Below are 17,039 nucleotides of genomic sequence, written 5' to 3' on the forward strand. Positions count from 1 at the left end.
TGGTAGCGGCGGATGGACTCGAACCATCGACCTTCCGGGTATGAACCGGACGCTCTAGCCAGCTAAGCTACGCCGCCATATACGCACTAATGTGTCGCCAAATTATATTACCAAACGTCATTATTCTTGTCAATACTTCATCTTCATTTTCTGTGATAATCTCGTTAATTTAGCTCATTTATGATATACTATCCTAGTATGTTTTTTAAAAATCAACTTTGTATTGGAGGTTTCTGTGACATCACCAGGTCCAATTGCAATTTCAATAGCAGGCTTCGATATAAGATGGTATGGCATACTAATTGCCTCGGGCGCACTCCTTGCGCTATTTATAAGTTATAAGCGTGCACCAAGATATGGATTAGCTTCTGAAGATGTATTAGATATAGTCTTGGGTATTCTCCCACTTGGAATACTTGGGGCAAGAATTTACTATGTTATATTCAACTGGAATTACTATAGCGATTCACCTTCAGAAATTTTTGATATTCGCGGCGGAGGTCTGGCAATACACGGTGGTTTAATCTTCGGTTCTATTACAGCATACGCTATTTGTAAGTATAAGAAAATTAGCTTTATAGATGTTGCTGATCTAATCCTCCCTTCTGTTGCTCTTGCACAAGCGATAGGCCGCTGGGGAAATTTTTTCAACAATGAAGCGTACGGCACTGAAACAACCCTTCCATGGGCAATAATAATAGACGGGAAATCGGTACACCCTACTTTTCTATATGAATCGATATGGTGTTTTATTATTTTTATTATCCTCTCATCTATTTTTAAGCATAGAAAATTCCCTGGGCAGGTTGCATGTCTATATGGACTTCTGTATGCGCCAGAGAGGTTCCTATTAGAAGGATTAAGAACAGACAGCTTGATGATTGGTTTCTTGAGGCAAGCTCAAGTTATAAGCATAGTTATCTTTATCGTTTCAATCGCATTATACGTATATCTTCGGAAAAGAAACGATTATAATATTAAGAATAATTTATAAGAGGTAAAAAAATGAAACTAGGCATTGTAGGTCTACCTAACGTAGGAAAAAGCACATTATTTAACGCAATCACTAAGGCTGGAGCAGAAGCTGCCAACTACCCTTTCTGCACAATTGAGCCAAATGTTGGTGTTGTAACCGTTCCAGATAAAAGGCTTGAGGTACTGACGGATATCTACAAGGCAAAAAAGACTATTTACACGACTATAGAATTTTGTGATATAGCTGGGCTCGTTAAGGGTGCTTCAAAAGGTGAGGGTCTTGGAAATAAATTCCTTGGTCACATCCGCGAGGTTTCTGCTATCGTTCATGTTGTAAGATGCTTTGAGAATGACAATATAGTCCACGTAAATGGTCACATCGATCCGCTAGATGACATAGATACGATTAATACCGAGCTCATATTTGCCGATTTAGAGGTCTTGGAAAGAGCCATCGTAAAACTTAACAAAAACATGAAGGCCGATAAAACTCTCGGCAAGCAGGTCGCACTGCTCGAAAGAGTTAAAACGTGGCTTGAAACAGGTAAGTGCGCTCGCGCTATGGAGCTCGAGGATGAAGAGAAAGAAATCATTTCATCTATGGACCTGCTTACATTTAAGCCAGTAATCTATGTCGCTAACGTTTCCGAGGATGAAGTAGCAAGTGAAGATAATGAGTATGTTGCTAAAGTCTCTGAATTTGCAGCTACTGAGGGTGCAGGCTGCGTAAAGATATGCGCGGAAATTGAAGCTGAAATGGCTGCTCTTGAAGATGATGAAAGGGAGATGTTCCTTGAAGATCTAGGCATAGAGGAATCTGGTCTAGACAAGCTGATAAAAGCGAGCTATGCCCTGCTCAATTTAATATCTTACCTGACCGCAGGCGAACCTGAGGTTAGAGCTTGGACAATTACAAAAGGAACAAAAGCTCCTCAGGCGGCTGGAAAGATACATACAGACTTCGAGAAAGGTTTTATAAGAGCTGAGACCATTGCATACGACAAATTAATCGAATGTGGTGGCAGCCTCGGCAAAGCCCGTGAACAAGGCCTGATTAGATCTGAAGGCAAAGAATACGTCGTGCAGGACGGAGATGTAATTCACTTCTTATTCAATGTATAGATAATAATATACATGTAGCTTATGATAAAGGGACTACTTAAAGTTTTGGATTGAGCCAAAAAGTTATGTCATGTTAGCTTTTGTAGGTGTAATCCCGTAAAGCTTTCAAGTTGAAAGTGGTCCCTTTTTTATTTGCTATTATAAAATCCGCCTTTCATCACATAAACCAATCGAATAATCATTCACTAAAAATATTAATTATGTTACTAGTATAATTATTATCACATTAAGTATTGCAAAATGTACAAAGAGCGACTATAATCATTTATAGAGATTGTCTCCCTGGCAATCTCTTAATCTCTAGTCCCAATACCCTTTTTACAAAACAGACTACTCCCCTGTAGTCTGTTTTACTTTTTTGTGCTAATGAATTATAGTAATAAAACATAGCAGATATCATTTCAATTAATGACAGATTTAGATATTATTATATTTCTTAATAAGCACTTATATGCCAGTTTTTGGCATAACTAAAAATAAAGACATGAAAAAATTTACGAGATCTTACAACACTTATATTTACTCAGGACAAATATTCGATTTGTATCACGGCGGACTAAAGCCATGCATATTTGATATTGAAACAACCGGCCTCTCCGCACAGCGCGGAAATAAAATCATTATGACAGCTTGTCTTATACCAGATAGCAAAGGCATAACCATAACTCAATTCCTTGCTGAAAATCCATATGAAGAAGACCGCGTAATTATGGCTACTATGGATTTTCTTAAAGATGAAAGTGTCGATTATTTAATCACATATAATGGGGCCTCATTTGACATTCCATTCATGAAGCAGCGACTTGCAACGAAAAATCTCCCTTATGTTTTAAATATGTATGAATTTGATTTATATAATTTCATAAGATCGAATACTGGCCTTAAATCACAGATTGGTTCGTTAAGTCAAAAGAATGTTGAGCAGCACTTTGGAATCAGTTCAAATCGAAAAGATGTAATATCTGGACGAGAAAGCGTCAAGCTGTTTGCCGAATATGCTATTAATCAGGATTCTGTAATAGAAAAGATAATCCTCACGCATAACCGTGAGGATGTCCTGCAGCTCTGTCATCTGTTCAATATAATCGGTCGAAACAATTTTGGCGCCGTGCTCAGCGAAGGCGATAATGGGTGTGCTGGCTTTAACGGGGCTGGAATTCATGATGTAAATATGGCGCCTATTGTTTCGAACCACCGCTTGGACGCGGCGCTGGCGCAGACGGGAGCTGGGCTCCCGTCTGCTGGCGGCGAGCTGACAGCAAGACCGAGGCTCGCCGCCGGCTGCCTGACCGTTGCGGGCAGGCAGCTCCGTGCGCCGCACAAGCTCTCCGATAATACCGATTTCGCAATAAACGCTAATTTCTTTCCTGAAACAGCATCATCTATTAGTGCTGAATTCATCAAAGAAAACTGCTCATATCAGATTAGAGTTCCACTCGAGAAGCACGAAAACTCTCAGTTCCTTGATATCAGAAAAATACTATTAGATGCGGAATCTTCTGGTGATAATACCCAAATTAAATGTGCCCACCTATTAAAGGATTCTGATAACCTGATCAACGACTATCTGCTCCTAGTAAATGAAGGTTCGGAATTGAACCGAGAGATCAACCTGCTCTCGATTCTTATCAGCACTCAGTTGTATAGAACTGTATAACCCACATAAACTAAATTGTGAGGACTGTGTATTTTAATAGTTATATTTTTGTTCACCCAATGATAGAACAATGCATGCTGCAGCAACAACCGCAGCATACTTTTTACTTACACGTTTATATAAATAAATCGTTACTCAAGATTGTATTTTAGACTTAACTCTATCTTTCTCTCTTTTTCGAGGTGTAATGAAACAGTAGGATTTCGATATCCTCTTGATTCTATTTTAAAGTCATTTCTTTTAAAAGTAATATCTTCTATTTTAAATCCTAGAATACCTTTAAATTTATCTGAAACATCTAAGACTGTTTTATCAGGCAGATTGTTATCCATCCACATCACAAGATTTGGTTCTATTATCAGAACTCCTTCATCAAGAATCATATAGATTGTGTCTGAAAACTGAAGGCTCTCTTGCTTGTTTTCATAGTAAAGGTTACACGTATAATCGCTATAATGAGAACATTCAGCATATACTTTACATATATGCTGGTCAGTTGCTTTTCCATACCAATCGACACCATGATAATCTCTCCCATTCTTCTGGGCTTCGAATACTTGATATATTGATTCAAAAATATTTGATAAATGTTCGTCATCACAGCACAATCTTTGAAAACTACTCTCTGTAGAAAGCCAATCTTGAAGTGTATCATAGCCACGCTTGTCATCATAAGAAACATTTCTTGCACCTGCATCGAGAAGAAGTTTTGCCAAATCTATAGTATATGAATCAAAGGTCGCAAATATTAAGGATTCTAAACATGATGCTCCATACTGGCCATCATTTTTATTAACATCAAAACCTTTTGCCAAAAAATATTCAACAATTTTATATAGCTTCTTACCAACGTTCTTTCTATGATTCATCCGATATTCGAGAATAATATATGACAGGATATTTTCATCGTTATTATCACCACTTGCATTGATATCTGCTCCCAATGCTATAAGTTTATCAGCTTGAACAAAATCGGCATTTCCTTCAGCCATTAAATCAAGAAGCTTATCTTCATACTTACCATAGACATAATGTTTATTAATAGTTTTATTGTTCATCCAAGAAGACCTCACATGCACGCTATAACTGCAAAGTAGATTATCTTATCAGAAAACAGGATATTAAACAACAATTATTTTAATAATAAAAAACGACTTCAGATTACTCCAAAGTCGTTACTTTTCGTTGGTTGCGGGGACAGGACTTGAACCTGCGACCTCCGGGTTATGAGCCCGACGAGCTACCAACTGCTCTACCCCGCGATATCTATAATTGGTGCCGGAAACCGGGGTCGAACCGGTACGAGAATCACTTCTCACGGGATTTTAAGTCCCGGGCGTCTGCCAATTCCGCCATTCCGGCACAAATTCAATGGCTCCGAGGGTGGGGCTCGAACCCACAACCTACCGGTTAACAGCCGGTTGCTCTGCCATTGAGCTACCTCGGAACATCATCCCGCATTTGCGACTTCCTTATTTTACACTACACATATTAGGCTGTCAAGCGGTTTTATGTAAATATCGTGCTTTTACAGCGACCTAAGTAACTATTCACTTAGGTCGCTTACACCCTTATTCGTTTTTGCCACAGATATTTTATCGAGAAGCATTTCACCAATTATTAGAAGTATAGTCATTATCGTGAATATAATGTACTTATTAACTTTAATAGGAAGTGCTGGAGGCAATTTCATCAAGTAACTATAGTTGCTTCCAAGAATCGTATTTGCAATCATAATCACTAAATTCATAATAAATGTAATCAATACTACATCTCTAAAATTTAGCTTTACTTCATTCCTAGAAATAATAATAAGTGAACTCATAGCGATTAGATAATGAGTGCATATGAATGTAATATTAGTTAGATGCGGCCACAAATAGTCAGATGGATCCGGTACGCCAAACGCTATTATGGTTCCTATTATTCCAAGCCACGCAAAGTACCTAGAAATCACCGGCTTCTTTGCTACATATCCCACTGCCATCATAAGCACAGCAATCCTGCAGTGATATAAAGGAAGCCCTTCCATTATAAAAAGCTCTTTATAACCCAGGTACCAGATAAATAATGTAATCTGAAGTAGCACATTGGTTGCTAGCAATACTTTCAGCAATTTATCATTTTTTCTAAATCTATATGCAATAATTATTGCGATAACAAGCCCCGAATAAATCAGTTTCATGTTTAAGTGTGGATCACCATCTAAAGTATATCTAAAAAAATGTTGCATTCCCAATCCTTAGAAATTTTCTTGTTCTATATTATTCTTAACTATATCGACCTTATTTAAATACTTAGAAGCATTTACCTGATCTCCTATCGCAGTATAAACCGAGGCTAGTTCCTCCATAATATCTGTATTACTAGGAGTATAAATCAGCGCCTGCTTATAATAATCAATCGCTGACTCTGCTTCACCTAGAGATGCTGCACATACCGCCATGTAGTACCATAGAGGCCACCAATCACGATAATTTCCATCCTTGTATCTAGATAGGATCTCAAGACCTCCTAAATAGTCTCCGCTAAGTACGCAGTTTACCCCCTCCTCTATCTTCACTGGTTCTTCGAGTGTGTCCAATCTCTCGGAAATCTCACTACGAAGCTCTTCAATTTCAGGATCTCCAGAGGCTGCTGTCAGTTCTATAAATGATTTCCAAGTAAGATCGGCCTTAGTATATAGTCCCATGTTCGCATATCCATAACCAAGGAAGTAGTAGCCCATAGCAAAATCTGGATGGATCATAGTTAGAAGTTCAAATATTTCGAGTGACTCGGCTTTAAAACTTCCAATATAAGATTCATCTTCATCTTCTTGTTCATATGCATCCTTACAAGCCCTGCCGTATAGGTAAAGTGCATCCCGCGACTTAGGATCAAATATCAGCACTGCTCTAAAGAACATCGCAGCAACATCGTAGTTTTCAGATTGACCATACTTGGCACCCTCTGCAATAAGCGCTTTACTCGCTTCTTCTCCGAATATATGTTTAATATAGGCTATGTAGTTATCCTTATATTTAAAGTTGGTATCTGCTCCGATTACTCTTGCCATACCAAAAGCTATTGTCAGTGTTGTAAGCTCGTCACTCACTCCAGCTGCAATAGGAACAGGAATGCTGTGAAGTATTTCAAATACTCCTGCCTCTTTTAAGTATTTGTCTGATAGTTCATCAAACAAAATACCTCCATTTAAATTCTGGAGGTATTTTGCGATGCGATCTTGTTTAGCTTTTTGCTTTGACATGTATTTCCCAACCTTTACGTTCTAGTCTTCTAATCACATCTTGCGAAACATTGTTGTTCATATCGCTGTGTAGCACTTCTTGAAGCACCTGTAGCTTCAGCGTATCCTCATTCTTATCATATATCTCTGCAGCATACGTATAAAGAACCCTATAAAGATTCTCCTCTTTGCCTAGCTTGCATGTAAGATCATTCTCCATTATGAATGACGTAAGTCCATCGAAAAATGCGAATGGCTTCATGCCAGCATCGAACAATATCTTGCCGATAGAATCTTCAAAGCCACGCTCAAAACGTTTCACCGTTTCAGCAACTAGCTTGATTCTAACTATATTAGCAGCTGAAATGTAATCATTAGTTATGACTTCATTAGGGTATTCTCTGCTGTATTCATAGCCAAACTCATCAGCTTTCTGCCTAAACATCGTCCCCTTCTTAATGCGAAGAACTTCTATGTCAAACTCATCAGCCCCTAGGTTATATATCTTGTTAAACGATCTTTCAAATAATTCTATCGTCTCACCTGGTAGCCCTACTCGCTGTATAACCCTTACATTAACCTTGCTGTTCTGCAAAAGTTTAGATACGTTATACATAAGCTGATATATATTTTCCTTACGCCCGGCTGCCGCTAGTGCAACTGCATTGGTGCTCTCGATATCTATATTGAAGTGGAATAAACCTTCTCTCGCCTCGCTAAGTAGCTCAACCGTTTCTTCATCTAGCAAATCACCATTCACATCGAACGAGAACGACGTAAACCCATTATCATTGTTAATAAGATATTCCCAAATTCTATAGGCCCTGGAAACATCATAGTTAAACCATTTTTCTACAAACTCAACTCTGCATGCTCTCTTGACGAGGAAGTATCTGAGTTCATTACAAATTCTGTTTAGTGATAAGGAACGCAGAGACACACCTGGCATGTACTGAGAATAGTGGCAAGTATCTGGAACACCTCTAGACGATTCGTAATATACCGTCTCACCTTCCTGAACTTCAAACTTGTCATATGCAAACGGAATATCTTCATAACGAATCGGCTCGCCAATCTTATTTACAAGAATCTCATCATTCTCCCTATAAGCTAGTCCATCTATGCTCTCAAAATTAAAACTATACGTGATAATCGAACGCACGAAGTCAAACAAAACCTTCTCGCCTTCACCGCGGAAAACGTAGTCCACCTCTGGATGTGCTAGCATGAATTCACGAGTCTCAAAACTCACTTCCTTGCCACCGATAATTGTAATACAGCTTGGGATAGCCTTCTTAATCATCTCGCAAATGTGCACTATCTTGGATTCATTGATTTCATCAGCATGGAAATACAGGATACTGTACTTCTTATCAAGCAATTCTTCATAAATCCTCTGGTCATTTTCACACAATTCAAATTCCTTGAGAGTCACCTCTAACGGTGCGTTCCCAACGACATTATACATGTTCTTGAGTGCTAGCTTTGAATCAAAGCAATCTGTCTTGACTGTGCTGAGCAATAGCTTCATCGTTGTCTCCCCTACATTTTATCTGGCGCTTTTATACCCAAAATAGCTAAGCAGTTGGCAATTGTAACCTTTGCGGCGTATACTAGCGCTAGCTTTTCAACTTTCTCTTCCTCATTATCCACTAAAATATGTTCATCATGATAGAACCTATTAAAGCTCTGTGCGATGTCTATAAGATGTCTCGTAAGAATTGATGGTTCATACTTAGCTGCAGCTTCTCTTACAACCTCTGGCACCCTATATATCAGCTTAGTTAGCTCATAAGCACTATCTGATGTTACGTAGTTAAAATCATTTATATCACAACTCTTAATCCTGTCTAGTTCCTGCTGCGATGCATTTCTTAGGACGCTAGATGCTCTAGCATGTGTATACTGAACATAAGGTCCTGTCTCACCATCGAAATTAAGAATTTTATCCCATGAAAATACATAATCTTTAATCCTGTTGTTAGACAGTTCTTGGAATATAACTGCGCCAATCCCTACTTCTTTAGAAATCTCATCGATATCAATACCACTGGTATTCTTCTCCGAGATTATCTCTCTAGTCTTCTCAACGGCTTTATTAAGCACATCCTCTAAGAATACCACTCTCCCCTTGCGAGTAGACATCGTGCCTTCTTCAAGGCTTACTAGACCAAATGGAACGTGGATACAATCCTTTTCCCATGAATATCCCATCAAAGCTAGGACCTGTTTCCACTGCTTAAAGTGGAGATTTTGCTGTGTTGCTACTACGTAGATGTTCTTGTAGAAATCGTAGTGCTGCTTTCTATAAATAGCAGCCGCAATATCTCTAGTCGCATAGAGACTCGAACCATCAGACTTCGTGATAACAGCTGGAGGCATATCGTAATCTTCGAGGTCTACTATCTGAGCACCTCTCGATTCGTGCATAAGGTTCTTATCCTTTAACTCCTTCAGAACTGCTGGCATCTTGTCAGAATAGAAACTCTCACCTGCATATGAATCAAAATCGATGTCAAGCATCTTATAAACCCTGCTAAACTCTTCGAGGCTTAGCTCTCTAAATCTTTTCCATAGCTCAACCTCTTCGGGTTCACCGTTCTCTAGCTTGGCAAAAGTCTCTCTAGCCTTATCGTCTAGGCTAGGGTCCTTCTCAGCTTCTTCATGAAACTTCGTATAGTATTTAAGAAGTGATTTTATAGGATTCTTTTCTAGTTCTTCCTCGCTTCCCCAAAGTCTATAAGCAACAATCATCTTCCCAAACTGTGTACCGTAGTCTCCGAGGTGGTTGATTCTAACAACATCATAACCAGTGGCATCATACAGCTTGTAGATTGAATTTCCGATAACCGTGCTTCTGATGTGTCCGATATGGAATGGTTTAGCGATGTTAGGTGATGAGAACTCTACTATTACCGTTTTCCCTTCGCCAACATTAGATTTACCGTATTCACATCCGAGGGAAACAACTTCCGAAACGACATTTCGCACAAACGCATCCTTACAGATAAACATATTCACATATGCATTGACATGTTCAACCTTATCAAAGATAGATTCATTTTCGATTGACGATGCAACATCAGCAGCGATCATCTGCGGAGCTTTTCTCATCGTCTTCGCTAATCTAAAGCAAGGAAATGCAAAATCACCATTTTTAGGATCGGTCGGAACCTCAATCATTTCGGCAATTTCTTCGGCAGTTAACCCAATTTCCTGCTTAGCAATAATTTGTGCAATCTGTACCTTATAGTCGATCATTACTCGGACTTCTCCTCTTTATACCTTCTCTTTAAAATTATTCTCACTCATAACTGGTATCCCTCGTTTCTTGAGAAGATTGGCAAAGATGCCATCCCCAGAAATCAGGGTTCCTGTAAATGTTCCATCATAGATATGGTCACTACCGCACGATGGGCTATTAGCCTTGAGTATAGCTCCTTCTATCTCTTCACCTAGCTCATCAGCCTGCTTAAGGGCTAACTCTAGTGAAACAACCGCACCCTTATGGAAATTATCTGTTAAATCGTTACCTTCCTTATCTATTACACGAATTTCCAAATTCCCATCAGAAGCCTTTATGTACCGTTGCTCTGCTGGCATTCTCGGTGCCTTTAGCCCACCCGAAGTCTCTGGGCATACTAAAACAAACTCGTGGGTACGGCAGAATTCAACAACTTCCTCGTTATAGTTATTACCACCATTATACTTGCAATTATTGCCTAGAAGGCAGCTGCTAACGACGAACATTTACAAAATCTCCAGAATAATACTTTAATCAATTAATTATATATCAAAATCAGCATTTTAGTAACCTATAAAAAGGAGCAAAGGTCATTATTTGTCTATAAAGGTGACCACAGTTACGCCTTCTCCACCTTGATCATATGAAGCGCCTGATACAGACTTGATGTTGCCATTTCTTTTAAGCATATTCCTGATGCCATTACGAAGTATTCCCTCACCTCTGCCGTGCACAATCTGCACTTCATTTATACCTGATAAAAAAGCATCGTCTATATACTTGCTAACTTCAAGTTCCGCATCGTCAAGGCTTTTCCCTATCACATTGATAGATGGTGATATTGTCTTTGCCTTTGATGTATTCATCTTGGCGTAGCTCCTACGATTACGTTCTTTTGTGCCAGGTTTATTATTCTCGATAATCATAACATCCTTAATCTTTGCACCCATCTTGAGTGCTCCGATTCTCACTGTCAGGTTCCCAGATGAGTCAGGCGATGTTTCAACTTCACCATTCTGATCGAGCTTAAGTAACTTGATTCTAGTTCCAGGTTTCAAATCATCCGCCCTTGGAACGTTTAAATTCTTAATCTTGCGTGGAGCAACAGCATTTTCAATTGATTTCTCTCTGAGTTTACGCTTACTCTCTGCAACAACAGCAGAAGAATTATTCCTGCCATCCTTAGCTGCCTTTCTGAGCTCCTTACTCACTTCCTTGACAGTCCTATTTGCATCACTGATTATAGCACGAGCCTCTTCCTTAGCTTCTTCAATTATCTTATGTTTGCTTTCCTTTGCTTTCGCAAGCTTTTCCTCCGCTTCCTTAAGTTTTTTCTCCGCTTCTGTTGCTTTGATGCGGGCTTTTTCAAGCGCTATAATAACTTCCTTTTGATCTTCCTCTACTCTTGATACAGCACCCTCAAACTCGATATCACTTTCATTCATCAGAGATATCGCTCTATCGATAATACTAGGTTCAAGGCCGAGTTTTCTCGAAATTTCAAATGCATTAGACTTTCCAGGAAGTCCAACTTTAATCCTATATGTCGGTGCAAGTGCATCCATATCGAACTCCATCGATGCATTTTCAACGCCATCCGTAGAAAGTGCATATTTCTTGAGCTCCGTATAATGGGTGGTCGCAACGATATGTGCACCTTTTTCTTTCAAGGCTTCAAGCATAGCGACGCCAAGCGCTGCTCCCTCAGCGGGATCAGTTCCAGAGCCCACTTCGTCGAGTAGTACCAGCGACTCTTTGTCTGCATTTGCAATAATGTTTGCAGTATTGAGCACATGAGAGGAGAATGTGCTCAGATTATTTTCGATACTTTGTTCATCCCCAATTTCCGCATAAACTTCCTTGAATATCGGAATATTGCTCTCTTCATAACACGGAACGTGTAGACCAGACTCTGTCATAAGTATGAATAATCCAATAGTCTTAAGAGTTACAGTCTTACCGCCTGTATTAGGTCCAGTAATCAGAAGTGAATCATATCCATCACCTAGAGTTATATCAATCGGCACCACTTTCTCTGTATCGAGCAGTGGATGTCTACCCGCACGAATATAGAGAAACCCGTCTTGATTCAGTTTTGGAGCGGTCGCATCCATCTTAACCGCAAGACGCCCCTTTGCATTTATAACGTCCAGTTTCACTAGCAGTTCTTGATTATTTTTGAGCTCGTTATAATGCTCTCCTACTCGGTCTGATAGCACCTGAAGGATTCGCTCAATTTCTCGCTGCTCGGCTAATTCCAGTTCTCTAAGTTCATTATTAAGACTTACTACAGCTTGTGGTTCAATAAAGAACGTAGCACCTGTTTTAGACTGGTCGTGGATGAGACCAGGCACCTTGCTGCTATATTCTCGCTTAACAGGTATTACGTATCTGCCATTCCTTAAAGTTACTATTGAATCCTGAAGGTATGAATTGTTGTTTCCTGCACTAGTGTAGCTATCAATTTTTCGACGTATACTCTCATTTTTATTCCTGATTTCTCGCCTGATTTTATTTAATTCTGGCGATGCATTATCTGCCATCTCGTCTTCAGACAGTATGCAGCGGTTTATCTCGCTCTCCAGCTTGGTATTTGGAACAATTAGCGAATTTATCTCACTAATCATTGGGATTTCAGGGACATCATAAGATAGGAAGTCCTTAACTTCCCTTGCACCAGCTAGGCTGCGATTGATAGCAAGAAGCTCCCTCATCGAGAGAGATCTGCCCTTGCGTACAATATCTAGCAGCCCTCTGATATCCCCAATTTCTCCAACCGGAATACTGCCTTTATATAGAATAACGGAAACTGCTTCCGTAGTTTCCGTTAATGCTTCCTTAACCATCCGCATATTAGACATAGGCGCAAATCCTTTAATACGCTCTCGCGCAAGTTCTGACCCAGCCTGAGCGGAAAGAAGGTCTATTATTTTGTTGTACTCCAGAAGATTTAAAACCTTCTTATTCATTCTCGCCTCTGAACTTCTGTAAGTTCCTAATTTCGTTCTTGAGATTAGTATTCTCCATCTGGAGATCAAAGTAAGCACTTTCAAGCTCCGAACACTTAGTCTCTAGAGCTTTATACTTCTCACTCTCCTGAACATTCATATCTGACGCAGTTGTCATCTTATCCTTCAGATCAGATACCTGTAGCTTAGCATCCTCCCAGAGTGAGATATAGTGCTTAACATCGTTATCAAGCTGATGATTCTCAGTCTGCAGCTTAAGCAACAAATCACTATTATCCATGAGTTTCTCAGCTAAGTTGATAGCTGTCAAAACTGCACTTCTGTAATTCGGATTGCTATTAAGCATCTTGCTGGTATGTCTAAGCTCATCGTCTACGTACTTAGCAATTTCCTTAATCTTATCCTCGCTCTTATCTCCAGATAGGACATAGTCGTTGCCACAGATTGTAACGTCTGCTTTGCATTTTTCCATAATATACTCCATTCTGCTATAAACGTTGTATCCGTATTATCCCTCAGCAGCCCTTACCGCCTCGTACATAAGTATCGAAGCACATATCGCTGCATTAAGCGACTCAACTTCACCTTGCATTGGTATAGTCACACGGACGTCGGAACATTCCATGACCTCGTCACTGATACCATTGCCTTCATTTCCTATAATAAGTGCTATATCCTTTTCAAGGTTACACTCATAATAAGGACACCCTTCTCTTGGATCTGTGACTACAATTTTCTTATCAAGTACGGTCGTTAAAGTCTTTAATTCATCAACATCATCGAGTTCCACAACAGATATTCCGAATATCATTCCTGCTGATGCTCGAAGCACCTTAGGCGAAAAGATATCTGCGGTACCCTTTATCGTCGCAACAATTGAATAGCCTGTCGCAACAGCAGTCCTAATCATAGTGCCTATATTGCCTGGATCCTGAAGTCTATCTAGCACGAGAATGTTATTTGTGCCAATAGATTTTAAACTGTCTATGGCATCCAGCCTATAGGAGATTTTATCAACGACCGCAATAATCCCAGATCCATTTTCCGCATCGCTTATCTTATCAAATAGATAGCGTGGAATCAGGTATATATCGCGATATTCAACGCCTTCAGCTAGCTCATCAGCAATCTCTCTGTAATCAAAATCATCTGATATGAGAACGAGTTTTATATGCTGCGCTTTACTTAGTGCCGCTCTTACAAGATTGATTCCTTCAATAACGAATTCACCATGTTTATCACGGTATTTTTTTCTACCAAGTTTATTAATAAGGCGTATCTTATCATTGTCAGGTGAACTAATGAATCGATAAGACTCATTAGTCTTCCTGCCATATTCGTTATAAGCTTCCACTACTTAAGGAAATCAGGAACATCAAAGTCAGATGATCCGCTATTGTCCTTATGGTCTTCCTTCATGAAGTCACTCATGTCAACGATCTGACCTTCAAGTCCATCGACATTAACACGCGTTCCACGAACACTAGGTGATGCAACTTCAGGAGCCTCATTAATTGGAGCGGAAAGCCCACCGCTTGTAAAATCAGTTGCGATAAGCGTAATAGACACTTTATCGTTCATGTTCTCATTGACTGTAGCTCCAAATATGATGTTAGCATCAAGATCAGCCTCGTCTTGAATCTTGCTAGCAATCTTGCTGATATCCTGCATACCCATATCATATCCACCACAAACATATAGAAGTATGGATCTAGCTCCATCGATTGATGTCTCAAGAAGAGGACTCTCGATAGCATTTCTGACTGCATCTTCAATTCTGTTGTCCCCTGTACCGATGCCAACTCCCATGTGAGCAACTCCTCTGCCCTCCATAATCGTCTTAACATCCGCAAAGTCAACGTTAACGATTCCGTATTCAGAAATAAGATCAGAAATACCCTGTACACCCTGTCTTAGTACATCGTCAGCCATTGAGAATGCCTCAAGCATCGTTGTATTCTTTTCGCTTGAATCTATAAGTCTATCGTTAGGAATGATAACAAGAGAATCGACAAAATTAGTCAGATACTGTATACCCTTTGTCGCTCTGTTCCAACGCTTCTTACCTTCAAACGAGAACGGCTTAGTAACTACTGCAACTGTTAACGCGCCACAGTCCATCGCAGCTTTAGCAATAATTGGCGCAGCACCTGTGCCAGTTCCACCACCCATGCCAGCAGTTACAAATACCATATCTGCATCCTGCAGATAACCTGAAATCTCCTCTAGGGTCTCCTCAGCTGCTCTCTGACCAATTTCAGGATTAGCACCTGCACCACGACCTCCAGTTAACTTTTCTCCTATCTGAATCTTTACTTCAGCTTTGCATTTTGCAAGAGCCTGCTTATCAGTGTTAACCGCAATAAAGGTTACACCTTGAAGATTCTCGTCAACCATTCTATTGATGGCGTTACAACCGCCGCCGCCTACACCTACGACTTTGATAATCGCAGCATTATCAGTGCTGGATACGAAGTCTGAAACAAATTCCATCATAAAGCCCCTCCTATTATCGACTAAATCTAACTAATAATATCATATTGAATCACACAATGCACTATATATACGGTTCTTTTTTGCATTCATACCACAAAATACATGGTTTTTTGTTGTTTTTGATTAACAAATAATTAATATTTGTCATTTTAGAGTTCAGGTGTAAATGATGCATACCCGTCGGACGAAATTGTAATTGTACCGCGCTTAATATTTCGTTTGAATAGTTCATCGAGCACTTTATGTAGTCGTCCTTTATCGATATTATCTTTAAGGTCCTTATATTTACTCTTTACAACTAGAGAATCATATACATTTGCTGTTATAAAGAGTTCTGTGATATTTATTTTAGTGAAGTAAACATCCCCTGCTTCCATAGATTTTAGAAGAGATAATAGTTCTTTGAATAAATCTGGGCTATTAACCTCTACAGTCTCTCCAAGCTTAACCTTTTTAACCTTAAACCCTGTGACAATTGTTAGCTTCGGCTTTGTTTTAGTCATTCTCAGTAGCGTGCCCTTATTGTCTATTATCAGGAACTTATCTCCATAAGTCAGGGCAGCAATCTGAATTCTCTCTTTTACATTTATAACAATTGTACTCGGCAACTTTCTATAAACTCTGGCTTCCTCTATGTATGGGTTTTTTTCGAGATAATTAAGCATATTCCCTTTATTAAGTTTGTAAATGATGTTCTGCCCTGTACTAGCATGCGCCATATTTGAAATTTCTTCATCGGTAAAGTATTTATTGCCTTGAACATCAATTGTATCTACTGTAAAGAAGCTTGATAAAGAAAACGCTATAACTGCAATTATAACCCCTAGAATGATAAAGATTCTCGTAAAAAAACCTGGCATTTTAAGCTTTCTTTTGCGCTTCATCCGGCGTTTCTCTATATCATCAATGTTTGATTTTGTTTTTCTATCAGCTTGGCTCTCTATTTCTTCATTTACATTAGACTCTTTTTCGTCAGGCTTTTCGCTTCCATTATTCTGTGAAAGCCCTGCGTCAGATGTCTCTCTTTCCAATGAAGGATCCTCTAAAGATTGATTATTATCACTTCCATCATTATCGAAGTTCTCAGGTGTATATGTACCATTATTGGTATTAGAAACACTCGGTGTCCCTAGCTCAGAATCGATTTCCAGATCGTTTTGTATATCTGCTTCATTCTTATTTTCTGATTTTTCATCTTCATTGTCAGCCTGCTCTGGTTCTTCGTTAGCAGCTAACTGATCATTAGACACTATATATGCTTCCAGTTCATCTTTAGCACCGTTAAAAAGCGATTTAAGGTATTCTTCTTTACTCAGTTCAGGCTTAGTGCTCTTATCCTTTTTCATT

The 17,039-nt window shown here is 39.4% G+C and carries 14 protein-coding genes and 4 tRNA genes; 3 read left to right on the forward strand and 15 right to left on the reverse strand.

Annotation, left to right across the window (positions count from 1 at the left end; all coding sequences use genetic code 11):
- Positions 1 to 77: transfer RNA gene (locus Q7O90_RS01715), tRNA-Met, on the reverse strand.
- 158 nt (positions 78 to 235) lie between these two features.
- On the opposite strand from Q7O90_RS01715, the gene lgt reads away from it, so the two are divergent.
- The 3 genes from lgt to Q7O90_RS01730 all read left to right on the forward strand — a co-directional run bounded on the left by lgt (position 236) and on the right by Q7O90_RS01730 (position 3,754).
- The gene (gene lgt / locus Q7O90_RS01720) at positions 236 to 994 is read left to right on the forward strand and encodes a prolipoprotein diacylglyceryl transferase (protein ID WP_304126692.1); all 759 of its coding nucleotides are present in this window, start codon (positions 236 to 238) and stop codon (positions 992 to 994) included.
- A gap of 11 nt (positions 995 to 1,005) precedes the next feature.
- Positions 1,006 to 2,097 carry a redox-regulated ATPase YchF gene (gene ychF / locus Q7O90_RS01725; protein ID WP_304126694.1) on the forward strand — a complete coding sequence of 364 codons (1,092 nt, stop codon included), beginning with the start codon at positions 1,006 to 1,008 and terminating at the stop codon, positions 2,095 to 2,097.
- Positions 2,098 to 2,638: 541 nt separating this feature from the next.
- Positions 2,639 to 3,754, forward strand: a complete 1,116-nt coding sequence (locus Q7O90_RS01730) for a ribonuclease H-like domain-containing protein (RefSeq protein ID WP_304126697.1) — start codon at positions 2,639 to 2,641, stop codon at positions 3,752 to 3,754.
- 131 nt (positions 3,755 to 3,885) lie between these two features.
- On the opposite strand, the gene Q7O90_RS01735 is transcribed toward Q7O90_RS01730, so the two are convergent.
- From Q7O90_RS01735 to Q7O90_RS01800, 14 genes are all read right to left on the reverse strand, one after another.
- The gene (locus tag Q7O90_RS01735; protein WP_304126700.1) at positions 3,886 to 4,812 is read right to left on the reverse strand and encodes a hypothetical protein; all 927 of its coding nucleotides are present in this window, start codon (positions 4,810 to 4,812) and stop codon (positions 3,886 to 3,888) included.
- A gap of 128 nt (positions 4,813 to 4,940) precedes the next feature.
- Positions 4,941 to 5,016 (reverse strand) — tRNA-Met (locus tag Q7O90_RS01740).
- Between the two features lie 11 nt (positions 5,017 to 5,027).
- Positions 5,028 to 5,116, reverse strand: a tRNA-Leu gene (locus Q7O90_RS01745).
- A 10-nt stretch (positions 5,117 to 5,126) separates the two neighbouring features.
- Positions 5,127 to 5,201: transfer RNA gene (locus Q7O90_RS01750), tRNA-Asn, on the reverse strand.
- A 99-nt stretch (positions 5,202 to 5,300) separates the two neighbouring features.
- Positions 5,301 to 5,987 carry a YwaF family protein gene (locus Q7O90_RS01755; RefSeq protein WP_304126703.1) on the reverse strand — a complete coding sequence of 229 codons (687 nt, stop codon included), beginning with the start codon at positions 5,985 to 5,987 and terminating at the stop codon, positions 5,301 to 5,303.
- Between the two features lie 9 nt (positions 5,988 to 5,996).
- Positions 5,997 to 6,938, reverse strand: a complete 942-nt coding sequence (locus Q7O90_RS01760) for a tetratricopeptide repeat protein (protein ID WP_304126705.1) — start codon at positions 6,936 to 6,938, stop codon at positions 5,997 to 5,999.
- A gap of 46 nt (positions 6,939 to 6,984) precedes the next feature.
- Positions 6,985 to 8,514: a B12-binding domain-containing radical SAM protein gene (locus tag Q7O90_RS01765; protein WP_304126707.1), complete on the reverse strand. Its 1,530-nt coding sequence runs from the start codon at positions 8,512 to 8,514 to the stop codon at positions 6,985 to 6,987.
- 11 nt (positions 8,515 to 8,525) lie between these two features.
- Positions 8,526 to 10,244: an arginine--tRNA ligase gene (gene argS / locus Q7O90_RS01770; RefSeq protein ID WP_304126710.1), complete on the reverse strand. Its 1,719-nt coding sequence runs from the start codon at positions 10,242 to 10,244 to the stop codon at positions 8,526 to 8,528.
- An 18-nt stretch (positions 10,245 to 10,262) separates the two neighbouring features.
- A complete protein-coding gene (locus Q7O90_RS01775; RefSeq protein WP_304126711.1) occupies positions 10,263 to 10,733 on the reverse strand; it encodes a DUF523 domain-containing protein in 471 nt (156 codons plus the stop codon).
- An 87-nt stretch (positions 10,734 to 10,820) separates the two neighbouring features.
- A complete protein-coding gene (locus tag Q7O90_RS01780; protein WP_304126712.1) occupies positions 10,821 to 13,196 on the reverse strand; it encodes an endonuclease MutS2 in 2,376 nt (791 codons plus the stop codon).
- Positions 13,189 to 13,668: a cell division protein ZapA gene (locus Q7O90_RS01785; RefSeq protein WP_158696652.1), complete on the reverse strand. Its 480-nt coding sequence runs from the start codon at positions 13,666 to 13,668 to the stop codon at positions 13,189 to 13,191. The genes Q7O90_RS01780 and Q7O90_RS01785 overlap by 8 nt, the downstream gene beginning before the upstream one ends.
- A gap of 36 nt (positions 13,669 to 13,704) precedes the next feature.
- Complete coding sequence (locus Q7O90_RS01790; protein WP_304126718.1) at positions 13,705 to 14,550, reverse strand: TrmH family RNA methyltransferase; 846 nt, start codon at positions 14,548 to 14,550, stop codon at positions 13,705 to 13,707.
- Positions 14,550 to 15,692 (reverse strand): cell division protein FtsZ, encoded by a 1,143-nt coding sequence (gene ftsZ, locus Q7O90_RS01795; protein WP_304126721.1) that lies wholly within the window; start codon positions 15,690 to 15,692, stop codon positions 14,550 to 14,552. Before ftsZ ends, Q7O90_RS01790 begins: the two co-directional genes overlap by 1 nt.
- A 149-nt stretch (positions 15,693 to 15,841) precedes the next feature.
- Positions 15,842 to 17,038, reverse strand: coding sequence for an FtsQ-type POTRA domain-containing protein (locus Q7O90_RS01800; RefSeq protein WP_304126724.1), 1,197 nt, complete (start codon positions 17,036 to 17,038; stop codon positions 15,842 to 15,844).
- Between the last annotated feature and the right edge of the window lies 1 nt (position 17,039).

The sequence above is a fragment of the Mogibacterium diversum genome, from assembly GCF_938028775.1.
GTDB classification, from domain to species: domain Bacteria; phylum Bacillota; class Clostridia; order Peptostreptococcales; family Anaerovoracaceae; genus Mogibacterium; species Mogibacterium diversum_A.